The organism is Mycoplasma tullyi (genome assembly GCF_014068355.1).
In the GTDB taxonomy this organism is placed as follows: Bacteria; Bacillota_I; Bacilli_A; order Mycoplasmatales; family Mycoplasmoidaceae; genus Mycoplasmoides; species Mycoplasmoides tullyi.
This window is the reverse complement of the sequence record NZ_CP059674.1, coordinates 753,440-776,115: the sequence shown is the minus strand read 5'-3', so window position 1 is coordinate 776,115 and position 22,676 is coordinate 753,440. Positions and strand designations below refer to the sequence as shown.

20 protein-coding genes are annotated in these 22,676 nt (G+C 30.8%); 19 read left to right on the top strand and 1 reads right to left on the bottom strand.

Annotated elements, in window-relative coordinates:
- The gene (locus H3143_RS03055; protein WP_182078738.1) at positions 1–1,389 is read left to right on the top strand and encodes a nicotinate phosphoribosyltransferase; all 1,389 of its coding nucleotides are present in this window, start codon (positions 1–3) and stop codon (positions 1,387–1,389) included.
- Here H3143_RS03055 and asnA read toward each other — a convergent pair.
- Entirely contained in the window at positions 1,386–2,369 is a 984-nt protein-coding gene (gene asnA, locus H3143_RS03050) for an aspartate--ammonia ligase (protein WP_182078737.1), read from the bottom strand. The genes H3143_RS03055 and asnA overlap by 4 nt on opposite strands.
- Before the next feature lie 180 nt (positions 2,370–2,549).
- Between asnA and rpsF the strand changes: the two genes are divergently transcribed.
- The 18 genes from rpsF to H3143_RS02960 all read left to right on the top strand — a co-directional run bounded on the left by rpsF (position 2,550) and on the right by H3143_RS02960 (position 22,661).
- Positions 2,550–3,125 carry a 30S ribosomal protein S6 gene (rpsF, locus tag H3143_RS03045; protein ID WP_182078736.1) on the top strand — a complete coding sequence of 192 codons (576 nt, stop codon included), beginning with the start codon at positions 2,550–2,552 and terminating at the stop codon, positions 3,123–3,125.
- Between the two features lie 10 nt (positions 3,126–3,135).
- Positions 3,136–3,753, top strand: a complete 618-nt coding sequence (locus H3143_RS03040; protein ID WP_182078735.1) for a single-stranded DNA-binding protein — start codon at positions 3,136–3,138, stop codon at positions 3,751–3,753.
- Positions 3,754–3,793: 40 nt separating this feature from the next.
- A complete protein-coding gene (rpsR, locus tag H3143_RS03035) occupies positions 3,794–4,120 on the top strand; it encodes a 30S ribosomal protein S18 (RefSeq protein ID WP_182078734.1) in 327 nt (108 codons plus the stop codon).
- Positions 4,121–4,152: 32 nt separating this feature from the next.
- Positions 4,153–4,596, top strand: a complete 444-nt coding sequence (gene rplI / locus H3143_RS03030; RefSeq protein ID WP_182078733.1) for a 50S ribosomal protein L9 — start codon at positions 4,153–4,155, stop codon at positions 4,594–4,596.
- A 3-nt stretch (positions 4,597–4,599) separates the two neighbouring features.
- Positions 4,600–6,219: a DnaB-like helicase C-terminal domain-containing protein gene (locus H3143_RS03025; protein ID WP_182078732.1), complete on the top strand. Its 1,620-nt coding sequence runs from the start codon at positions 4,600–4,602 to the stop codon at positions 6,217–6,219.
- A 2-nt stretch (positions 6,220–6,221) separates the two neighbouring features.
- On the top strand, positions 6,222–7,886 hold the full coding sequence (locus H3143_RS03020) for a hypothetical protein (RefSeq protein WP_228444781.1): 1,665 nt from the start codon (positions 6,222–6,224) through the stop codon (positions 7,884–7,886).
- Complete coding sequence (locus H3143_RS03015; RefSeq protein WP_182078731.1) at positions 7,886–8,581, top strand: uracil-DNA glycosylase; 696 nt, start codon at positions 7,886–7,888, stop codon at positions 8,579–8,581. Before H3143_RS03020 ends, H3143_RS03015 begins: the two co-directional genes overlap by 1 nt.
- Before the next feature lie 34 nt (positions 8,582–8,615).
- Entirely contained in the window at positions 8,616–9,992 is a 1,377-nt protein-coding gene (gene gatC, locus H3143_RS03010) for an Asp-tRNA(Asn)/Glu-tRNA(Gln) amidotransferase subunit GatC (protein ID WP_182078730.1), read from the top strand.
- Between the two features lie 2 nt (positions 9,993–9,994).
- Positions 9,995–11,443 carry an amidase family protein gene (locus tag H3143_RS03005; RefSeq protein WP_182078729.1) on the top strand — a complete coding sequence of 483 codons (1,449 nt, stop codon included), beginning with the start codon at positions 9,995–9,997 and terminating at the stop codon, positions 11,441–11,443.
- The gene (gatB, locus tag H3143_RS03000; protein WP_267128823.1) at positions 11,436–12,860 is read left to right on the top strand and encodes an Asp-tRNA(Asn)/Glu-tRNA(Gln) amidotransferase subunit GatB; all 1,425 of its coding nucleotides are present in this window, start codon (positions 11,436–11,438) and stop codon (positions 12,858–12,860) included. Before H3143_RS03005 ends, gatB begins: the two co-directional genes overlap by 8 nt.
- 10 nt (positions 12,861–12,870) lie before the next feature.
- The gene (locus H3143_RS02995; RefSeq protein ID WP_182078727.1) at positions 12,871–14,613 is read left to right on the top strand and encodes a hypothetical protein; all 1,743 of its coding nucleotides are present in this window, start codon (positions 12,871–12,873) and stop codon (positions 14,611–14,613) included.
- A 33-nt stretch (positions 14,614–14,646) separates the two neighbouring features.
- The gene (gene ruvA / locus H3143_RS02990) at positions 14,647–15,327 is read left to right on the top strand and encodes a Holliday junction branch migration protein RuvA (protein ID WP_182078726.1); all 681 of its coding nucleotides are present in this window, start codon (positions 14,647–14,649) and stop codon (positions 15,325–15,327) included.
- Entirely contained in the window at positions 15,314–16,234 is a 921-nt protein-coding gene (gene ruvB / locus H3143_RS02985; RefSeq protein ID WP_182078725.1) for a Holliday junction branch migration DNA helicase RuvB, read from the top strand. Before ruvA ends, ruvB begins: the two co-directional genes overlap by 14 nt.
- Before the next feature lie 62 nt (positions 16,235–16,296).
- Positions 16,297–17,781, top strand: coding sequence for a hypothetical protein (locus tag H3143_RS02980; protein ID WP_228444780.1), 1,485 nt, complete (start codon positions 16,297–16,299; stop codon positions 17,779–17,781).
- Positions 17,782–17,911: 130 nt separating this feature from the next.
- Positions 17,912–19,771 (top strand): DNA polymerase III subunit gamma/tau, encoded by a 1,860-nt coding sequence (dnaX, locus tag H3143_RS02975; protein WP_182078723.1) that lies wholly within the window; start codon positions 17,912–17,914, stop codon positions 19,769–19,771.
- 28 nt (positions 19,772–19,799) lie between these two features.
- On the top strand, positions 19,800–20,102 hold the full coding sequence (locus tag H3143_RS02970) for a YbaB/EbfC family nucleoid-associated protein (RefSeq protein WP_182078722.1): 303 nt from the start codon (positions 19,800–19,802) through the stop codon (positions 20,100–20,102).
- A gap of 5 nt (positions 20,103–20,107) precedes the next feature.
- Positions 20,108–20,728 carry a toprim domain-containing protein gene (locus H3143_RS02965; protein ID WP_182078721.1) on the top strand — a complete coding sequence of 207 codons (621 nt, stop codon included), beginning with the start codon at positions 20,108–20,110 and terminating at the stop codon, positions 20,726–20,728.
- Positions 20,729–20,873: 145 nt separating this feature from the next.
- A complete protein-coding gene (locus H3143_RS02960; protein WP_182078720.1) occupies positions 20,874–22,661 on the top strand; it encodes a BMP family ABC transporter substrate-binding protein in 1,788 nt (595 codons plus the stop codon).
- Positions 22,662–22,676: the final 15 nt, after the last annotated feature.

Genomic DNA, 22,676 nt, shown 5'->3' with positions numbered 1-22,676 from the left:
ATGTCTAAACACCAAAAACGCGTGTTAGTTTCTGATGAAATTAACGAGCATTTAATCAACTTAATACCAGTTGACGCTTATAAATTGTGTCATAGATTAATGTATCCAGAAAATACTACTAATCTATTCTCAACACTAACAGCAAGAAAAACATCTCTAGAAAATATTACAACTCATGCATGGAACGCAGAATTAACAACTAAAGTTGTATGCGATATCATGGATCGTTTTGTATATTCGTTAATAGAATTACACAACGAAAAAGATGGTGAAATAAGAAAATTAGTTGAAAACAAATTGTTTTCTGTATTTGGTAATAAGGAATTTAGCGATGATTTTACCAATGCACTAATAGATATGGCTGAATACGCTAATAAGAACAATAGATTACCTTTAGTTATTTCAGTTAGAAAATCTGATCAATACATTAAATTCAATGAACCGTTACTAACTATCTACGGTGAACAAGGAATCGATAAAAAACACGTTTGATTAATTAATTATTTTGAAACAATACTTTTACAGAACATTTGACAATATCAAACATCGTTGACAATTGCTCGAGAGTTTTACGACTTATGTAAAAAATACGCGGTAAAAACGACAGATTCTATTGAATTTTTAAATTATCAATGCCACGATTTTTCGATGCGTGGAATGAGTTCATTTAAATCATCAATATATTCTGCAAATGCGCATCTTCAATATTTTAATGGAAGCGACTCGATCCTAGGTGGAGATAATGCAGTATCTGTAATAGCTTCTGAACACAGCGTGATGTGTGCTGATGGAATAGATCATGAAGCTGAAACTTACGAAAGATTATTAAATCAATTTAAAGAAGGGATATTATCTTTAGTTATCGATTCATGAGATATTTGAAATGTTTTAGATAACATCTTACCAACATTTAAAGATAAAATCCTTTCTAGAAATGGAAAACTAGTCGTACGACCTGACAGTGGAGATCCTATCGAAGTTATATGTGGTAAGAATTACGATCCTGAAGATAAATCTACGTGAGGAACAATTCATTATTTAGATCACCATTTCGGTAGTAAAGTAAATTCTAAAGGCTATAAAGAGCTTAATAAAAAAGTGGGAATCATATATGGTGATGCCATAACTTTAACAAGAAGTGAAATGATTTTAGCTGAACTTGAAAAACAAAAATATGCATCTAATAATATAGTATTTGGTGTAGGTGCTACAACATATCAAGCATCAACTAGAGATACACTAGGATTTGTAATAAAATTAACGGCTATAGAAAAAGAAATCGACGGTAAATTCGAGTGATTTAATATTAAAAAAACTCCTAAGACTGATCAGTCTAAGGAGTCTTTAACCGGGCGATTCTTTAGCGAAGATTTAGTAAGAATCTATTAAAGTAATTTGATACCTTTTGCTTTAGCTTCAGCAATAATTTCATCGCTTCAATTTGAAACTTGAACTTCACCTATGTGATCTTTTTGTAAGAAGAAGTAACATAATCTAGATTGACCAATTCCACCGCCGATCGTTTGGTGCAGTTCGCCATTAACTAATTTCTTATGGAACATTAATTCCAAACGTTGATTTTGATTAGATTCTTCTAATTGTTTAAGTAAAACTTCTTTATTTACACGAATTCCCATTGAAGATAATTCTAATGCTTGTTTAGATCTAGGGTTATAAACTAAGATATCACCGTTTAGAGACCAATCATCATAGTCTGGAGATCTACCATCATGAACCTGATTATTCGACAGTTTCTTACCTATTTGCATTAAAAATACTGCTCTGTATTTTTCACATATAAGTTGTTCTCTTTCAGATGGATTTTTATCTGGATAAAGATCTAATAATTCTTGAGTAGTTATAAAATGAATTTGTTCAGGTAACAAATCATTTTGCTCAAAAATACCGTACTTTTCGTTAACTTTTTGTTGTGCATCTTTAAGAACTTTGTAAACTTTATTAACGGTATTTTTTAGGAATTCGACATTACGATCACTTTCATTTATTCTTAATTCTCAATCTCATTGATCGACATACATCGAATGCGTTTCATCAAGGTTTTCATCCATTCTAATTGCATTCATATCAGCATATAAACCTTGATAAAGAGGGATTTCATATCTAGCAACTGAATATCTTTTTCATTTTGCTAAAGATTGCACAACTTGGGAACTAACGCCATTAGTTTTTGATGTGAATGAAACTGGAGCTTCTCAGCCGTTTAGATTATCATTTAATCCTGAGTTAGGAGACACAATTAAAGGAGCACTCACTCTTATAAGATTTAGTTCATTTGATAATGCATTTTGAAACAGATCCTTTATATATTTGATGGCTAATTCCGTTTCCAGCAATGTTAATTTCTTCATAATTAATCTTTGTTATTTAATCTTAAATAATTTTATAAAAAACTTTTAGCGGTTCTGAAATTAGATAAAAATGGTAAAATATACAAGACATATTTGCTTTGTCTAATGTAATTAAAATTTAATTAATTAATCAGAAAATAAATAAGTCGAAATTTTCATACCCAAGGATTAAAATAACAAATGGCAAAATATGAAATCATGCTAATGGTAAGCGGTCAGCTTAACCAAAATCAAGCACAGTCTGTAAATGATGAATTAAAAGCTGTGTTTGGTAAAACTGAAATCACAGAAGAATACTTAGGGCAAAAAACTTTAGAATACCCTATTAAAAAAGAAGTAACAGCTCACTACTTTAATTTATTTTTAACTAGTGATGGTAAATCTGTTCACGAATACAAGCGTTTAGCTGGTATTAGAAATGATGTTTTAAGAACATTAATTCTTAACACTGAAAAAGAATTTGGTTACAGAGCTAGCCAAAATGCTAAAAAAGTTGCGCTTTCTAAACAAAAACAAGCAAGATACAACGATATCATGAAACAAGTTCAAGAGAACGGTTACTTCCAAATTAAAGGAAGCAAACGTAACTCTAAAGTTGAAAAAGCTGGAGCTAGAGAAGTTTGGATCTTAAGAGAAAAATTTGGTGAAGATTTACCAGAACAAAAGATTCCTGTTTTAAGAAAAGTTAATTTAACAAGAAAACCTGCTTCTAACAAACAACCAGAAAACAAGCAAAAAGTAGAAAAACAAGCTTAATTAAAGAGCGATGAATAAAGTAATTCTCATTGGAATATTAACTGATGATCCATCTAAGATTGATTATCGCGACAATTATGGTTGCGAATTAAAGTTAATAGTTCATCAAGCAGATTTTTCTCAACAAATGTATCCAAGAGAACCGTATCATTTCAGCATTAATGTTTGGAACAAAAATGCTGATTATGCATTAAACAGTTTAGAAAAAGGTGATCTGGTTTCAATAGAAGGTCATCTTAAATCTGAATTACAGGTAAGTCAAAATGGTCGTGAATATTTACGATTATCAATCGTAACCGATCGAATTAGAAAAATCCCGTTATCATTCAATAAATCGGGATATCGATCATTACCTAAAGAAAACAGATTTAATCGAATGGGTTCATCTTCATATGGTAATTACAATAATTCTTACTCTAATGATGACTCGTTCGATCCACCTGCGACTACTGAAATCAAAGGCTATCGTGAAAACTACGATATTGAAGATATTCAAAAGATCGAACCAAAAGATTTTGCTAAATTCAGTACACCATCTAATTTCAAACCAGATCATAGTCTATTAGATGATGATGACGATGATGATATGACGATCGATATGGATACTTGAATGAACGAAAATAAATAAAGAAATATTATCAAAACATTTTTATTAAGGATAAAACACCATGAGTGATATTACAAAACAACCAGCAAACAACATTAGTAGTGACGACAAGAAAGAAGCTACAAAAACTAATGCTAAGCCTTCTGTAGATGGAGCTAAAAGAAAAACTTTTTACAAAAGTCGTTCAAGAAAACTTTGTCACTTCTGTGCTAAAGGAATCTTAAAAGTTGATTACAAAGACGTTAACACTTTAAGAAAGAACCTAAACTCTTACGCTAAGATCGTTTCTAGACGTCAATCAGGTAACTGTAACTTACACCAAAGACACGTTTCTAACGCGATCAAAAAAGCTAGAATTATGGCTTTGCTACCTTTTGTTAAAGATTAATTTAATAAAATTAAACTACGAGGTGATATAGTATGAAAGTTATCTTACTTAAAGATGTACCTAGTTTAGGTAAAGCCGACAGCGTAGTTAATGTAGCAGATGGTTATGCAAAAAACTATTTATTTAAAAACAAGTTAGCAGAACCATATTCTGAAAGAGGACAAAAACGCTTAGATCTTAAAGTTGTTAAGCGTAACGAACAACATGATTTATTAGCTCTAGAAGCTAAAAATTTAGCTAAACAACTTGAAGGCGTTGTCTTAGAATACAGCGTTCGTACTAACGAAGAAGATAAAGCGTTTGGAACAATTGGCTACAAGCATATTGTGGATGATTTAAGTAAAAAACACATCTTTGTTACCAAAGATATGCTTGATAGCAAAATGAAGCTAGATATTGGTGAACACCAAGTAAAAATTAATATTTTTGAAGGGATTCAATCAACAATTCTAGTTAAAGTATCTAAAGCACAATAATACATGTTGATCAATCAATTTAACCAATCATTAGATGATGAAATTGAATCCGACAGTGATGATGATTCTGACATTATAACCAACGAAGAGTTGGCTATTGCTAGTGAAATTGAAAGTATTAGCGATATTTACAATGAAAATATCGTTAATTTCAATCCAGCACAAAGTGAACTTTATAAGAAAAATCAGTTATTTTTCTATAAGTGTTATCGATTAGAACTGCTAGTTTTAAGTTGTCTTGTTCATCGAATTCAAGGTTATGAGATGGCTAGAAGAGTTCTAGATGATTCTGATTTCACTGGGATTAATCGTTACATCTTTAAGTGTTTAACTACAGATTTATATCTTGGTGAAACTGATGGTTCTATTGATAGTATTCAATCTTGGATTAATGAAAACTTCACTTTAGAAAATAAAGAACTAGATTCATTAAATGAATCTTGTTCTTATATTAGAGCGAACTCAAACATCAGTCCAGAAAACTTTGCTAAATACTTAAAACAATTAGTTGAGCACAGTAAATTTAGATCAGTTTTTTATCTATCTTATGACTTCACTCAAGAAGTTAACTTTGATAATAAAAACCTTAATGGTCCATTAGTGCCATTAAATAAGTTTGAAAAACGGATTAACGAAATCGTTAACCGTTCGATTCAAACCGATCTAGATTCGATCGATATAATTGCGGATAATTTTCTAGAAAAAATTAATAACCTTGTTATTAATAAGAACAATAATATTTATTCAACAGGTTATCCTGGTTTAGATAAATATTTAAGTGGTTTAGTTCCAGGTAACTTGTTAGTAATAGCTGCACGTCCTGGACGTGGTAAAACTGCTTTTGCGATCAACATCTTGTATAACTTAGCAAACGAATTAAGATCATTAAAACTGCAAAGAGAATCTGAAAACGAAGATATTGATGCGAACAAAGATGATGAAATCTGTTTATTCTATTCAATTGAAATGAATGCAGATGAGATCTTAGCTAGACTTGGTAGTTTGCATTCAACTATTAGTTTTAAACTATCAAATGCACTTGAAGTTTTTATCAAACGTCACACAAACTATCATAATTTTGCTAAGGGAATTAATGAATTAAAACAATTACCTTTATTCATTAACTCTTCGCCCCAAACATCAATCAAAACAATTTATAACGATTTAAACTATCTAGCTAGTATTAATAAAATACCTCGATTAATTATTGTTGACTACTTACAATTAATCAGTACAGATGATCTAGATAGTACTAAAAATCGTTCGAGACACGAAGCAATTGGTTATATCTCTGGAAGTTTAAAACGAATTGCTAAACAATATAACGTTCCAGTAATTGCGCTTGCGCAATTGTCTAGAAGAATTGAAGAACGTAAAGGAACAGATTCAATTCCGATCTTATCTGACTTAAGAGAAAGCGGAAGTATTGAACAAGATGCTGATATCGTAATCTTCATTCATTCTTCAACACCTAATAAACGACAAAATGAAGAAGATTTCCAAGAAGTGGAAAACAAAATTGATGTCGTAATGCATATTGCTAAAAACCGTTCAGGACCAACTGGACAAGTTAAGTTTGTCTTTGATAAAGAGCATTCTAAATTCTTAGAGGATCAAAATTAATAATGAAGAAAAAAATCCTATTAATACCAACATTAGTGTTAGCTAGTACGGTTGCATTAAGTTCATGTTCGTCTGCTATCTTTAGACGTAACAACATGACTTATGCGAAGTTTTTAGATGTCTTAAAAGATCCCCAAAATCCAAAAACTTCGGCTAAGGAAGTTGTTTATTTAGGTTGAAATCAAAATGAGATTAGACAACCTGCTCCTCAACAAGGAATGAATGCTAATCCAAACAACACCTTTAATAATTTTTCATATGCTGTAGGAGCATATGATAGCAATGACACCCCAACTTTTGTTAATAACAATGATAGTTCAATTGATCTAACATTTAAGTTGTTCTATGATCAAGCATTCATCACACTTTTAAATTCAATTAGTTTACCAGCAATTCATTATTCTAGTAATTTGTATAACTATCTAGAAGTTAATAAGTTAGATAACTGAGCAGCTAGTTTATTTTCAACTGAAAATAATCAAGCTGGTTTGATTAGATCATTCTATGAATCAATGGCAAATGGATTATTAACTGGTAACGAGACAGATAATTATATCTTTACGCCAATTGATATTAAATTTGAATTCAAAGAATTAACTCCAGAATTAACGGCTAAAAACGGCATTTATGATCCACGTGCTTACAACGTTGATTACAAATTAAAAGCTAATGAGATTGAAGCAAATAACTTGTTAAATACTTCAAATTATTTAACTAAGTTATTTGTGCTTTCAAATGTTAATATCTCATTTGCTTATTATATTGTTGGATTAAATAGTGATGTGGCTCCTACAAGAGATTCTTATATTACTTCAACTAGTGATGTAAGATTCCAAGCGTTAGCCAACAAGTTCCAATCAATTTATAAACATCAATTAACTGCTCCAGTATTTAATTTAAAGCTTAATGATTTAGGTGTAGTTGTAAGATACAACGTTGAACAAAGAGCTAGTAATACCACTAATGCTATGTTATCAACCAATCCAGCTGATTACGTAATTAGACCAACTGCAATTGATAGCATTATTCCATTAAAAATCTTATCTAATCCTGATAACTTAGTTTATCAATCAGGTAATTTAAAAGATCAAAGAATTGGTTTTAAACAAGAATGAAATGATTCATTAGTTGATTTATCTAAGATTTTAAGTGCTGATCAATATATCAACACTCAAGATATGAATGCTGATACATTAACTAATCAGATTAGTAATATTCGTCAAAATACTGGTTTATTCTTTAATTTATTAAGCAACACTCACTTTAGAATTATTAATCAGAATGATGTTGTTGATAATAATGCATTTGGTGCGAATTTAGCTAAATATTACAACTGATATTTTGATAAATTAACTCAAGTTGAAGATTATTCAAAGATCGATCTAGTTCCACCAAACAACGATCCTCAAATTAAGACGTTGATGAGTTCATCAGCTACTGACATGAAGACTGAGATGATGTCTCCTTCAATGAATGAAATGAAGGATGGTATGTCCCCTCAATCAGATAGTAATGCAAACGGTAAAATGATGCCTCCAGCATCTAATGGTATGAACGGCATGATGGAACCCCAACCAACTGATAATACAAATGGCGGGACGATGAATCCATCAACTAACGGAATGAATGGTGAAACGACACCTCAACCAACTAACAACCAAAACTAATGTTAGAACAACTTATTAGTGAGATTAAAACTAATTGAAAAGATTTAATCAATCAATTTTTTGTTACGCACAAAACAATTTATTCTAGATTAGATCAATTGATTAAAACTAGAAGTGAAGATAATGAATTAATTCCTAAAAAGGAATTAATTTTTAATGCCTTCAACTTTTTTGATTATCAAAAAACTAAGGTTGTAATTATTGGTCAAGATCCTTATGCTGATATTAAAAAAGCCAATGGCTTAGCTTTTGGTGTTGATAATAATAAACCGCCAGTGTCGTTAAGAAATATTATTAAGGAGTTCAGTAATAACCTAAAGTTAGATGAACAACAACTTGATAATTTTGATTATTCTCTAAAAAATTGGGCAAATCAAGGTGTCTTGTTGATCAATACGATTTTAACTGTAAGAAAGCAAAACCCACTAAGTGATCAAAATCTAGGTTGGGAAGAATTGATTAAGTTCTTAATTGTTAAGTTGCTTGAAGAAAAAATTGATCCGATCTTTGTACTATGAGGAAAGAAAGCCCAGGAGTTTCTAGAACCTTACGACTTAAAACATGTACTAAAATCAGCTCATCCTAGCTTTTTTAGTGCCAAACAATTCTTCAACAATAACCACTTTAATTTAATTAATGAGTTGCTTAAATCTAAGAATCAACAACCCATACAATGAATTAAACATAATAAATAATGTAATTTATAATAACAAATAGACAAAAAGCGTTATGAAAGAATCATTTATCCAACCATCAAGTTCATTTGCTATGGTTGTTTTTGCAATCATTGTTGGGTTGGTGCTTGTTTTATCTTTAACTAAGAAGTTGTATTATTACCTATTTAGAAAGAAACGTTATTACACTATTCCCCGATTTTCCGTAATCGGGATGACTAACGTTGCGATGGTTATAGCCATCGCAGTAGCGATCATCTTATTAATTAGTGCAATAACGGGTGGATTGGCTTCTATCTTATTCAGAGTCTATCCAGGTACTAGAGTTTCAATTGAAACAATCTTAGTTAAGATCTCAGGCTTATTATTTGGACCAATTATCGGGATGATCTCAGGGATCATTATTGATCTATTAGCAGTAACGCTTTCAGCTGGTTTTTTCCACTATGGATATTTCGTAGTTGCGATCCTAACAGGGATGTTGGCAGGAATGATTCGATCATTACTAACAACATCAAAATATTCCAAATATCGCAACTTCTCACTATCAGTTTATTTAAGCTTGTTAGTAATTGCTAGTTTCTTATTAACGATCTTTTTAATCACTAGCATGCCTCAGATCAGAATGAATGGTGGGTTTGATCTATCAATCCCAGGGGTTAGTCAAACCAGAATATCATCAGTAGTATTTACTTGAATCGTTCTTGGGTTTGGAATCGGCATCATCGCATTTATCTGAATAACCTTTTTAATATATAAACTAACCACACCAAGTAATGCTTATTCATTAAGTGGGTTTGTGCACAAACGACAGATTCACTGTAACCACAAGAATATTATTACAATTGATGCCAAGCAAAACTGATATTCTTCACTAAGCTCATTAGTTGTGTTAGCTGGAGTTAATGCTGTATTGGTAAACTTATTCTTCTTACCAATCTTTGATAAGGAGATCACAGGTCAACCTTACGCATTATGAATCTCAGTAAGATTGATTGCCAACCCAGCATTATTCATGATTGATATTGTTGTGATCTTTCCAGTCATCATGATCATCCAACCAATCATGAAATACAACTATGAGGATGAATTGACTGAGGATCTTAATACACCATTGTTTGTTAAACACTGAACAACTAGAAAAGAAGGGGGAGAGATGAAAATTAATAAAGATGATCTAAAAAGACTATCACGTTTGATGATGTTTGAATTAGATGATAATCAACTTGAAAAACTTCAAGTTGAGTTTGAAGATATTTTAAGTAATTTTAAACAGATTGAAAAGCTTGATACGAACGATGTTAAAGCGATGAACTATCCGATTTCGAATAGTTCAAACAAACTAAGGGATGATAATGAGATTTATCAATCTGATCAGAAGATTGCCCAAAAAACCGCTAAAGAAACTTTAGGAGACTTTGTCAAAGTATAACTATGAAATCTGATATCTTAAAGTTTAATAGTCAACTAAGAAAAAAAGAAATTACTCCTGATCAGTTAGTTAATAATTCACTTAAATTAATTCATAAGTATCATTGAACCAATGCTTATTTATATGTAAATGAACAAGGGGTAAATGAGCAAGTTAAAAACTTTGATGAGAATTTGGCTAATAATTCATTGTTAGCTTACATTCCTTATAGTTTGAAAGATAATATTTCGACTAAAGGGATAACTACTACTGGTGGTTCAAGATTTCTTGAACATTATACTCCTCCGTATGATGCAACCGTTTACAAGATCTTAGAAAGCTTAAATGCGTTGATGGTTGCTAAAGTAAATATGGACGAATTTGGTCTTGGTGGAACAGGTCTATATTCTGGGTTTGGTTATACCCATCACCCGATTTCTAAAAAATATGCACCCGGAGGTTCTTCTTCTGGAAGTGCTATTAGTGTGGCAAACAATTCAGTCGTTTTTAGTGTAGCTACTGATACAGGTGATTCAGTTCGTCGTCCAGCAAGTTTAGTTGGAATTGTTGGATTTAAACCAACCTATGGATCAATCTCAAGATATGGAGTATATCCTTATGCGCCATCTATGGATCATGTGGCAATCTTTACAAGAAATGTTACAGATGTTGCGATCGTTACTGACGCATTAAGCCAATTCGATCCTAAAGATTTCACTTCCCAAAAACGCTCTAAAGGTTTATTAAACCATTTATTAGAACCAGATCTTGGCGAGAAAAAAATCAGATTAGGTTATTATAAGAATCTTGAACCTTACATGTATGAAGATATCTTAACTGCATGAAAAAAGGTTATTGATTTCTTAAATAAAACTAATAAGTTTGAGATTGTTGAACTTGAGTTTGATATCGAATTACTAAAAGCAGTTTCACCAACTTATCAGATCTTAAGTTTTTCAGAGGCTAATAGTTGTTATGCAAACTTAACAGGTATTCCGTTTGGTGAAAAAGTTGATGGTGATAATTACGAACAAAAAGTAATTAATGCCAGAACCAAATTACTAGGTGATCAGATTAAAAGAAGATTTACAATCGGAGCTTATATTACGCTAGCTGAAAACTACGAACCATTATTTAAAAAAGCGCAAAAAGCACGAAGAATGATCGTTGATCATTTTGAACAATCCAAAAAAGATGTCGATGTTGTATTCAGTCTTGGTGCAAGTAATTTTGCAGCTAGTATTGAAGATCACAATCAAGGATTAGCTGACACTAATTTAATTGATGATTTCTTATCAATCGCTAACTTTGGTGGTCATCCTTCTATCACGATTCCAATGATTAAGAATCGTGATAATCTAACCGTGGGATTAAATTTAGTTTCAAACCAGTTTAATGATGATCTCATCATTAAAACTGCTTATCTAATTGAAACTGAATTAGATAATAATGGAGGAAGCATTAATGCATAATTTTCAACCAATCATTGGAATTGAAGTTCATGTTGCGGTGAATTCTAAAACCAAGATGTTTTCACCATCAGCTAACTCACACAGATCAGATCCTAATGTTAATGTTCACCCAATCGATTTAGGTTTACCAGGAACAATGCCTGAACCGAATGCGTTGGTTGTAAAAAAAGCTTTAGTATTAGCTAAAGCTTTAAATATGCAAAACGTCGATCATTACTTAAGATTTGATCGCAAGAATTACTTTTATCAAGATTTACCAAAAGGTTATCAAATAACTCAACAACACCATCCAATTGCTACTGACGGTTATTTAGATATCTCAAATAAAAGAGTACCAATCCAACGTTTTCATATTGAAGAAGATACTGCTAAACAACTGAATGAAAATAACCAAATCTTATTAGATTACAACCGTGCTGGTTCACCATTAATTGAGATCGTTACTGATCCAGTGTTTGATAGTGGTAAAGAAGTTAAGGAATACTTAACTAATCTAAGAAGAATCTTAATCTTTAATGATATTAGTGATGCTAAATTAGAAGAAGGTTCAATGCGTGTTGATGTTAATGTTTCTATTAGACCAACTGGTGCTCCTAATTATGGAACAAGAGTTGAGATTAAAAACATTAACTCAATTAATAATGTTGAAAAGGCGATTAATTACGAGATCTCACGCCAACAAGAGCTGTTGTTATCAAACAAAAAAGTTGTTCAAGCAACAATGCGTTATGATGATCAATTAAATCAAACTGTGTTTATGCGTGAGAAAACTAATGCGATTGATTATCGCTATATGTTTGAGCCAAACATTATTGGAATTAATCTTGATCAAGAATTCTTATCTGAAGTAGATCAAATGCAAGTGTTTAATATTAAGGAACTTGAAAATAAACTGTTATCTGAAGGAGTGGATCAACAATTTGTCGATCTATTATTAGATAATGTCTTTTTATATAAAAAGATTAATGAGATTAATCAAAGAATAAATGATCTAGCTTTTGTAAGTAAATGATTATTGATTGAGTTTATTGGTCGAATTAATAAGTTGAAGTTACAACTAGAATTAATTAATCCCAAGTGGTTTGATAATTTAGCTGATCTTTTAGTTTTAATTAAAAACGAAGATCTAAACCAAAAACAAGCTAAAGTTGTTTTAGACGAAATTCTTAAAACTGATGAAACAGTTTCTGAAATCGTTGATCGTTTAAATATGAAACAGATTAAAGATGAAAATGAAATTATTTCATTGCTAGAACCAATCTTACTTGAAAACATTTCCATCTTAAAAGATTATGATCAACGCAAAGAACGAGTGGAAAAATTATTAATTGGTTTATTAATGAAAAAAACCAATGGACAAGCCAACCCAAATGTTAGTATTAAAGTATTGACGCAGTTAATACAAAAACACAGTTAGATTTTATTAGATGAACATTATTCGCACCGCATTAAAATCACTTAATCTTAATACCCAATCAATCTTAATTATTGTGTTAGCAGTAATAACAACGCTTGTAGTTGTTATGTATGCTATCTATTTTGTGATCTTTATCAGGGTGCGCAGATCAGTTAATAAAAACTATAAGTTCCGAGAAAAATATAATGTTTTATCGGCAAAAAACTATAATTTAACGATTCAAAGATTAGCTAAATTGGCTAATGATCAAACTGGATTAAAACATGTTGTTCAATATGTTAATAAATTTAATAATTATTATCGTGAACAGATTAATTCGGTTTATGAACCAATTAACGAATTATGTAATTTTGATTATCATTTTGATTTCAATTACGTTAAACAAACAACTAAACAGATCAATCTGTATCTAAATAAGATTGAGATGTTGGATGGTTCATTTACCCAAATTAAGGGTGATATCTCAGGTTATAAGAATCACTCATCTGAGTTGATAGTTAGTTTTAAAGAATTATTTGACAATCTAATTAAGTTTTTAGAAAAATACATTTTACCAACATTTGACAATGAAGAACTATTAAGAATGGTTAATAGTTTTTCAGATTGTTTATTCCATTTAGAAGAGTCCGCCACGAAGTTACTCAACAATCGGTTGATTGCCATCATCGAGCACTGGTTAAAGAATCTACCCGCTTTAATTAAGATGGCAAAAACCTACTTCGTACTAAACAAATGAAGGGTAAGATTAAAGTACTTCATTGAAGATATCTATTATTCATTTGGTATCTTGGTTCAGGATCCAAACTTTACTGAAGAAAAGAAACAAAAGATTAATACAATCATTAAATATACGAATAAAGATTTAGAGACCGTTCATCGATTGTTGATGCAACGTAACTTTAAGCAAACCCAGATGTTGTTAGCTGATAAGTTCAATCTGATCGTGCCACTTAAAAATGAGTTAGAGTTAGAGACTAAATCTAAAAATACGATTGCAGTTATCTATCAAGCATTTAAATATTGAATTGATCATTATTTAAAAAACTTCGAACAACTAAAAAATAAATTAACAATCTTTAATACTAATTTTGAAAAAGATCATATGTTACTTGAACAGATTAGAAAACTAAGTTATCGATCTGATCAATTAAAACTAATGATCAACGAGATTAATGAAGAAAATCAAAAGAAGTTAAGTCACAAAGATTACTTATTCTTAATTAGTAATATAGCTAGTAATGCAACTAATCTAAACGATAGTTTAGAGATCTTAGTTAAAACAATTCTTGATAATATTGCTGTTTATGAAAACTTCTTATTTAATACGAACAATCTGAAATTACAGTTCGTAATGCTTAAGAACTATTATCAAGCAAATGAACTTAAAAATGATAAGTTATATAAACTAATTTCAGATAATATTAATCAACTTGTTGAATTAGAACAAAACCTAAATAAGAACTATAAAGAGAATATTATCAAGTTTGATCAACTACATTCAAATATGGAAAAGAGCTTTTTAGAAGCACTTAAAACTAGTATCAAACAAGTTGCTCTAAAAGAGTTATGCGAACATACCTTTATGTTCTTACATAAATATATTTATGAATCAGTTGAGATCAAGAACTTTGTTTTTGATTTTAGAAAACGGTTGTTTGATAACGGCTTATACGAAGAGTGTTTAACTAACCAAATCATCTTATTAAATAAGATGAAACAAGCTGCTAGACAAAATCAAATTGTGCTTTCTTAAAACTTTTGACATATCTTATTACAGGAGTAAGATATGATCACTTCTGTATACGCAAAAATAGAATACGTTACCAACACAAAGATGTTGTTTGTTGCCAATAACTGAGGTTATTGGGTAAATGTAAAACCAAATAGTGGTTTTAGTCGAACTGATAATAATGTTTTAGTCTTCTTACACGAGATGACATTTTTAGCGCAAAACAATGCTATTAATAAGGAACTGTATGCATTCAAGAGTTTAAAAGAAAAAGAATGATTTAAAGCACTCTTATCAATTAATGGAGTAGGACCTAAGACTGCCATGAATGTCATGGTTAATAAACAAGAAGATGTATTAGCCTTAATTAAGAATAATGACTTAAATGGTTTATTAAGATTAGAAAACATTAATAAGAAGGTGGCAACAATGTTGTTAGCTTCAGATGTTGCTGATAAACATTATTTTAAGAATCAGATTATGGGTACTGATAAAGGCTCACCTTCTAGAGATGATGGTTTAGACGATAATGATAATAAAGACTCAAGTGATGATGAATTGTTATCTGAACTTGTGATTGAAGCAATTGATTGTTTAATTAATCTAGGTTATAAAGAAGATCAAATTAAAACAGCACTAGCTGAACTTGATTTAAAAAATGAATCAATTAATGATTCAGCAGATCTAGTAGCAGTAATCATTAAACAAATAGGCTTAAGAACAAGTGAAATTAGCTAGACCAAATAATTTCGATGAATTTATTGGTAAGAATGAACTAAAACAAAAGCTATTAACTTTTATTAATGCCTCGATTAGTCAAAATAAAGCATTAGACCATGTGCTATTTTATGGACCTCCTGGTGTTGGCAAAACATCGTTGGCTCAGATTATTGCTAATGAATTAAAATCTAAAATCAAGATTTTGCAAGCATCACAGATTCAAAAACCTGCAGATTTGCTAAATGCGTTTTCGTTGTTATCAAAAAATGATGTTTTGTTTATTGACGAGATTCATTCATTGCCACCAACAATTATGGAATTGTTGTTTCCAATCATGGAAGATTATGTTGTTGATATTTTGATCGGTAAAGAATTTAATTCGAAATTTACAAGGATGAAATTACCTCCATTTACATTAATTGGTGCAACAACTATGTATGGAAGAATCATCGATCCATTAGAAGAACGGTTTGGAATTCTGTTACAACTTGATTATTATCAAGATGATGAGATCTTTGAGATTATCAAATCAATAAACGCTAAAGAAAAAATTAAGTTAACACAAGATGAAATGATTCAAATTGCAGAACATTCTAAAGGAACACCGCGAAATGCTTTAAGAATCTATAAGCGTGTGATTGATTTTAAGTTGTTTGATAAAAAGATTTCAATTAAATCAATTCTTGAAAAATTGAACATCTATCAGTTTGGTTTATCAAATCTAGATCTAGAATACCTTAAGTCGTTTGACGATAATCCAAAGCTCTATCTTGGTTTAAAATCGCTTTCATTAATAAGTGGAATTGATTGTTTTACAATCGAGTCCAAAATCGAGCCATATTTACTTAAAATGAATCTGATTAAAAAAACCTCCAAGGGGCGTCAGATAACACAAAAAGCAATTCAATATTTTAAAGATAATTAGGAGACTAATTGTCTTATTTTTTAATTAATTTAATATATAGTAATATTAGTTGTTCTAAGTATATGAATCAAAAAACGAACCCTGCATTGGATAAAAATAGTAATCTACAACAAGTTATTAGGCCATCAGTAAATTTAGCTAATAAGCAGCCAGCTGGACCTAATAACAATATTTATCAAGCTCAGGCACAAATTGTTAGAACTAATGCTAAAAAAGAAGGAGTGCCAGCAGCAAACCGTATGCCGGCTAAACCTGCTCCAGGTTTAAATCCTCAACCACAACAACCTAATGCTAAAGTTGGTCCAAATCCAAACCCAAATGGTCCTAGACCAAATCCAAATCCTCAAAATAGGTTACCTAGCCAACCAGGTAATTTAAATCCTAACAATTTAAATCGTAATTTAAATCCAAGACCTAATCCAAATTTAAATGGTCAACCTTTAAATAATAATAGAACAATTAATCCAAACCCTAATCCTAACAATACACTTAACATTTTAAATAAGTTAGGTACAGGGCCAAAACCAGGGCAACAACCTAGAACTCCACAGAGTGCAAATCAACAACCTTTAAATCAACCTAAACCAAATCCAAAACCAGCTTCATCATTAAGAGATTTTGTTCCTCAAGATGAAACTACTTCAGTTGATGAGGAAGCACAAAACGAAGCACCAATCACATCACTTCGTGATTTTTCAAATAATCAAAATCAACAAGCTAGTTTAAAAGACTTAAATTCAAGTTTAAGCGAACAAAGTTCACCAAGTCAAAATGAACCAAGCGCAACAGAACAAGCACCTGCGGTAGAAACTCAACCAGCTGAAGAGGTAAAACAAGAAGAACCAGCTGTTAGTCCAGAACCTGAACCAACTGAAGAAGTTCAACCTACTGCTGAAACTAAACCAACTGATAAGGTTGAACCGACTAAAAAAGTTGCTACTCATCCTAGTGGAATGACGCTTGAAGAGTTCATGCGTAAAAAGCAAGCAACTAATCTAGTGCCTGTAGATGAGGCTGAACTTGAAAAACAACAAGAGAAAAAAGAATCTAAAGCTGTTCTTGCTGTAACTCAACAAACAGTTCAACAAGAAGAACCAACCGCAGATTACGAAGTATCTAGATTCGATAATCAATATGAAATCTGAAGATTAACTAGATTAAAGAAATTTGGGATTGGATCAATCTTTGTTGGAATCTTCTCACTACTTCTTTCATTAGGGGTATTAGCTCTAGCTGTATTATTTATCCTTCACCACTTTAAAGTACTTGACATTACCACAACTTTAAAGATCAGCTTAGATATGTTTAACGCAATCCTTGTTGCAGTGGTGATAGTTTATGTGGTTGTAAGTTCAACTTATCGGTTCTTAGCACTAGCGTGTGTACTTACAAGCAGTCAAATCGGATCGCTCAAGAAGGTTTACAGTTACGACTTCGATTCATTAAAAACATTCTTATCATTCAGTGTTTTCTTTGAAATCGTTAGCTTAGTTTCTTACCCAGTTCTACTTTCAAGAATTTCAAAAGCAATCAAATTACTTGAATAATTAATATCTATAGAAAATTAGCTTAGTTAAAGCTAATTTTCTTATATGTCGAGAATAACAATAATTATTAATAAGAGAGCTCTAAAATATCTTCGCTCTTAATACTTAACTAAAAAACTCTAAAAAATCTATGATAAATTTCTATCAAAAATATCGACCTAATAATTTATCAAGTATTATTGGTCAATCACACATTACCAATATCTTATTAAAAGCAAGTGCTAATGACCAATTAGCTACTGCTTATATCTTTCAAGGTTCAAGAGGAATTGGTAAAACATCAATCTCAAAGATATTAGCTAAAGCATATAACTGTTTAAATAAAAAAGATGGTGATGTATGTAATCAATGTTCTGCTTGTGAATTAATTAATGAGAATAAGTCTCAAGATATTTATGAATTAGATGCTGCTACTAATAACGGTGTTGATGAGATTAGAAAGATCATTGATGCAATCAATTATGCACCAATTAATTTATCTAAGAAAGTGTACATCTTAGATGAAGGACATATGTTAAGTAATGGGGCATGAAATGCTTTATTAAAAACATTAGAAGAACCTCCTAAACATGTTGTGTTTATTTTTGCCACAACAGAATTTCATAAGATTCCATTAACAGTTGTTTCACGTTGTCAAAGTTTTAATTTTAAGAAGTTAGATAGAAATGATCTTGTTGATGTTTTAAACAATGTTGTTAAGCAAGAAAAGATTAAGATTGAAGATGCGGCAATTGACAAGATTGCTGATTTTGCTGCTGGATCTGCTCGTGATGCATTAAGTATTTTGCAACAACTTGCTTATGAAAAAACTAAGAAGATAACTGTAGATAAAATTAATGAAACATTTGGACTTATTAACTTAGAAGTTAAATTAGAGTTTTTAGAACTGATTAATCAAGGTGATGTTGAAAAACTAATTAATCTATTAAACGATATTGAAGCTAAAGGAAGTAACTTCGTTTTATTTATTCAAGATGTATTAGCGATTTTAATCGATCTGTTAGTCTATCAAAAAACTAAGAAGGTTAGTTTGTTAAAAGTTTTAAATGAAGAACAAGTTAAAACGATTAGTTTAAGAAACATTAAACTTTTAGGTTTGTCTGAGATGATCAATGGGTTATTATCAACAAGAACTTTGCAAAGTAATATTAAAGAAAGTTTGTTGTTAGCAGTGTTTGATTATCTAGAACAAAATCCAATTCAACAAAGTTCAGGGAATGTAGAAGCCAGCAACTTAAAAAGTTCAGTTACTCCTGAAGTTACAGTTAAAAGTAAGTCTGTTACAAAAGTAAAACCAATTGAAGAATCCAAGGAACTTGAAAAAGTAGAAGAAGTTCAACCGCAAATAGCAACCAAGACAGAAGATAAAAAAGAAAAAGTTGTCAAAGTTGACCAAGCTGATGAACAACCTAAAACCAAGAAAACTAAAAATTCATCTTCTAAAGATGAACAAGTCTTACCAGAACCAACACCTGATACTGAATTAGACATTAGTCTAGATCCAAACAAAACAAAAGATTATTTAATGGCAATTATCTTTAACGTTTTAAAGGATAAGAATTTATTTAACAAAGAACTTCAACAAAACTTCTTAAATGCTCAAGATAAATTTAAAAAGGGTGATAACAAAGAAGATTCCTTTTATGACAATGTTGATCTATATTTAACTGGATCAAAAGTGTTTATGGTAACTGATAAAGCCGCTATAGTTCTTTTAGAGGATCCAAACGTTGAAGAACTAATTAATGAACAAAGCTATAACAATAGCAAAGTTCATACGATTAACCATATCTTTGATAAAGAGATCTATGTGTTTGCTGTAACAGAAGATGTTATGAAACCAATCTTTAAGCAAACACAAAAGATTAAAGATTTAGATATAATAAACTATTATAATGATCTGTATGAGTCGCTTGATGTTAACAAATTAAGAACAATTAAAAAGCAAAAAACTCAAGCTGAAATCTTAAGTGAATTATTAGATAAGTAATTCTTAAATATTAATTAAAAAGAAAAATATGAACTTTCAAAATTTAGCTAACCAAATGAAAAAGATGCAACGCGAAATGGAAAAGAAGCTTGCAGAATTTGAAGAAAAAGAATACGAATACGAATACAAGAAATTAATTAAAACAACTCTTAAAGGCAATTTAAAAATTGTGAAACTTGATATCAATAAAGATCTAATTGATCCAGAAGATCCAGATACTTTACAAGATATGATAACTGAAGCAATCAATGAAGCAGTATCTGATCTTGAAAAGAAAAGAGATGAGTTATCTAACTCAATTACTCCACCAATTAAATTCCCTGGATTTTAGTAAATATGGCATCAGATCTAGATCTGAACGAGTTTAATAATCTAGTAGAACAGATTAGTGATCTACCAAGTGTTAGTAAGAAACAAGCTAAAAAGATCACTCAATACTTAATGACTAAATCAGATCGTTATGTTTATGATCTGATTGATGTCTTAAAAAGAGCGAAGTTATCAATCAAGATCTGTGAGATGTGTCAGGGTTGAAGTAATCGCTCGATCTGTAGTATCTGTTCAGATGAATCAAGAAATAACGATGAACTGTGCATCGTTAGTTTTTTTGATGATTTAAATGTGATTGAAGAATCTCAAGCTTACCATGGTAAGTATTTTATTCTTAATCATGAGATTTCTAAAAAGAATAAAAGAATCGTTGAAGAGATCAATTTTGATCTATTAATAGATCAAATAAGAAAGCAAAAAATTCAAAAGGTGATTATAGCTACCAACTTTACCCAAGATGGACAAACAACAGCGAATTATTTACGTTTTTTACTAAATGATTTCGAGTTAGAAATCTATCGTTTGGGTATGGGTTTACCATACAATTCTTCAATCGATTATGCTGATTCGTTTAGTTTAAAAGGTGCTTTTGAAAATAAGCAACTAATTAAAAACAAAAAGCAATAAGCCAAAATTTGAACTCATTTACTTTTTTCTTGATCAAAATACGAAATATATTACATAATATAGTTAATTTAATCTAATTGAGTTATAGACATCTATAACCTTGATTAGATTTAAATTTTAATTTAATTAAGGTAGATAAAATTTTATGACAAATAAAACTAAAGTTAAAAAGATCACGATTGCTTTAGGTATTGCTGGTGTAGCTTCGATCACTGGAGGTTTGCTAGCTTCTTGTGGTGCTGCTTCATCATTAACATATGAATCTTCTGTTCAGTTAGTAGTGTCAGATAATAGCTCAACTTTAGCTGACCAATCTTTCTCAGAAACTTCATATAATGGAATTAGAGACTTCTATAAATCTGTATATAATATCACTCTTCCTCCAGCTAATGATACTAGTTTATCAGTTAATAATGGGGTTTGAAAACGACCAGGTACTACAGATGACTCAAGAATTAATACTTATCGACAAATTAAAAATGAAGGTTCATTTGTAGCTGTAGCTACTGGTTTCAACCAAGAACCAGCATTAAACCAAATTCTTGATAACAGAGCTTTATATAATGAATTCAAAGACTTTGGTTTTATCTTTGTTGATGGTGTTATTAGTAAGAAAAATGGTACTAATATTTCAGCGATCACTTTCCAAACTGAAAGTGCTGCCTTTTTAACAGGTGTTGCTGCTGGGGTTTTAGTAAATAAGAATAGCAACTTCTTTAGAACTACAAAAGTTGATAATGAAGATACTTATGGAATTGGTGCTTATGTAGGTTTACCATTACCATCAACAATTAGTTTTTTAAATGGTTTTAGAATGGGTGCATTATTTTTTAACACTTACATTCAACCAAGAGTTGAAGGATTTAAGAAACTATCTTGAGTAAGTTCTAATGCTATGGCTAATAGTGGTAATCGTGATAGTTTACCAGCTGATATATCTACTTCATTTAATGCAACAGAACAAAGAGCAACAACAATTACTACGCAATTGTTACAAAATGGTGCTTCATTAATTTATCCAATTGCTGGACCTCAAACAGCCATTAGTCAAAACGTTATTTTATCTAATAGAGACACTCACCACGCACAATTAATTGGGGTTGATACAGCTCAAGAAAATTTAGCAACAACTCAATTATTAGCGGGTGCACCTGGTGGTAAGACAATTGCTTTTTCAACTATTAAAGCTTTAGATGTTGCTGTTGATTCAACACTTCAAGCAATTGAAAAAGGTCAACCAGTTAATGGTTTTTATGGATATGGATGAAATAACTTAGCTACTTTAGCTAATGGTGGTGTTTCATTATCAAATGCAGGGTTAGCTTATCTACCTAACTTAAACGATTTGTTTGAGAAAACTAAACAAACTGCAGTTGAAGGTCAAGGTGCTGCTGCTAAAGAAGAAATGGCTGAAAAACCAGGCGAAACTCCAGCAAATGGTCAACCATCAGGAGATCAATCACCTGGAACTCCGGGAACAACTGGAACTATGAACGGGGAAGCTATGAACAATATGTCACCAATGATGGAAACAGTGATGATGAAAGAAGCAGAAGGATCACCTGTTGCGCCTACTCCAACTCCAGCAGCAGCTGCAACAACTATGAAACAAATTTCAGCCGAACAATTAGTGACAACTACAGAAGCTAACAAAGCTGCTGTAATCATGCAATACGTTGGTGTTTTAGCAGGAACTTCTACTTTATTACCAGAAGCTACTAGAATGAATTGAAAAATTAAAGGTGATGAATTAAGAACATTTAAGAGTTCTGTAGAAGGTGATTCTAAATTATTACCTATTCTAACAACTGATAATAATCCTGATACAGCTTTAAGTCATAAATCAGCTATTATTGCTGGTTCATTCCAACAAGCTGAAGGTACTTTATTAAGTCAAGCAGGTAAACAATTCGTTTTCAAAAAATTAAGATAATTTAATACGAATATT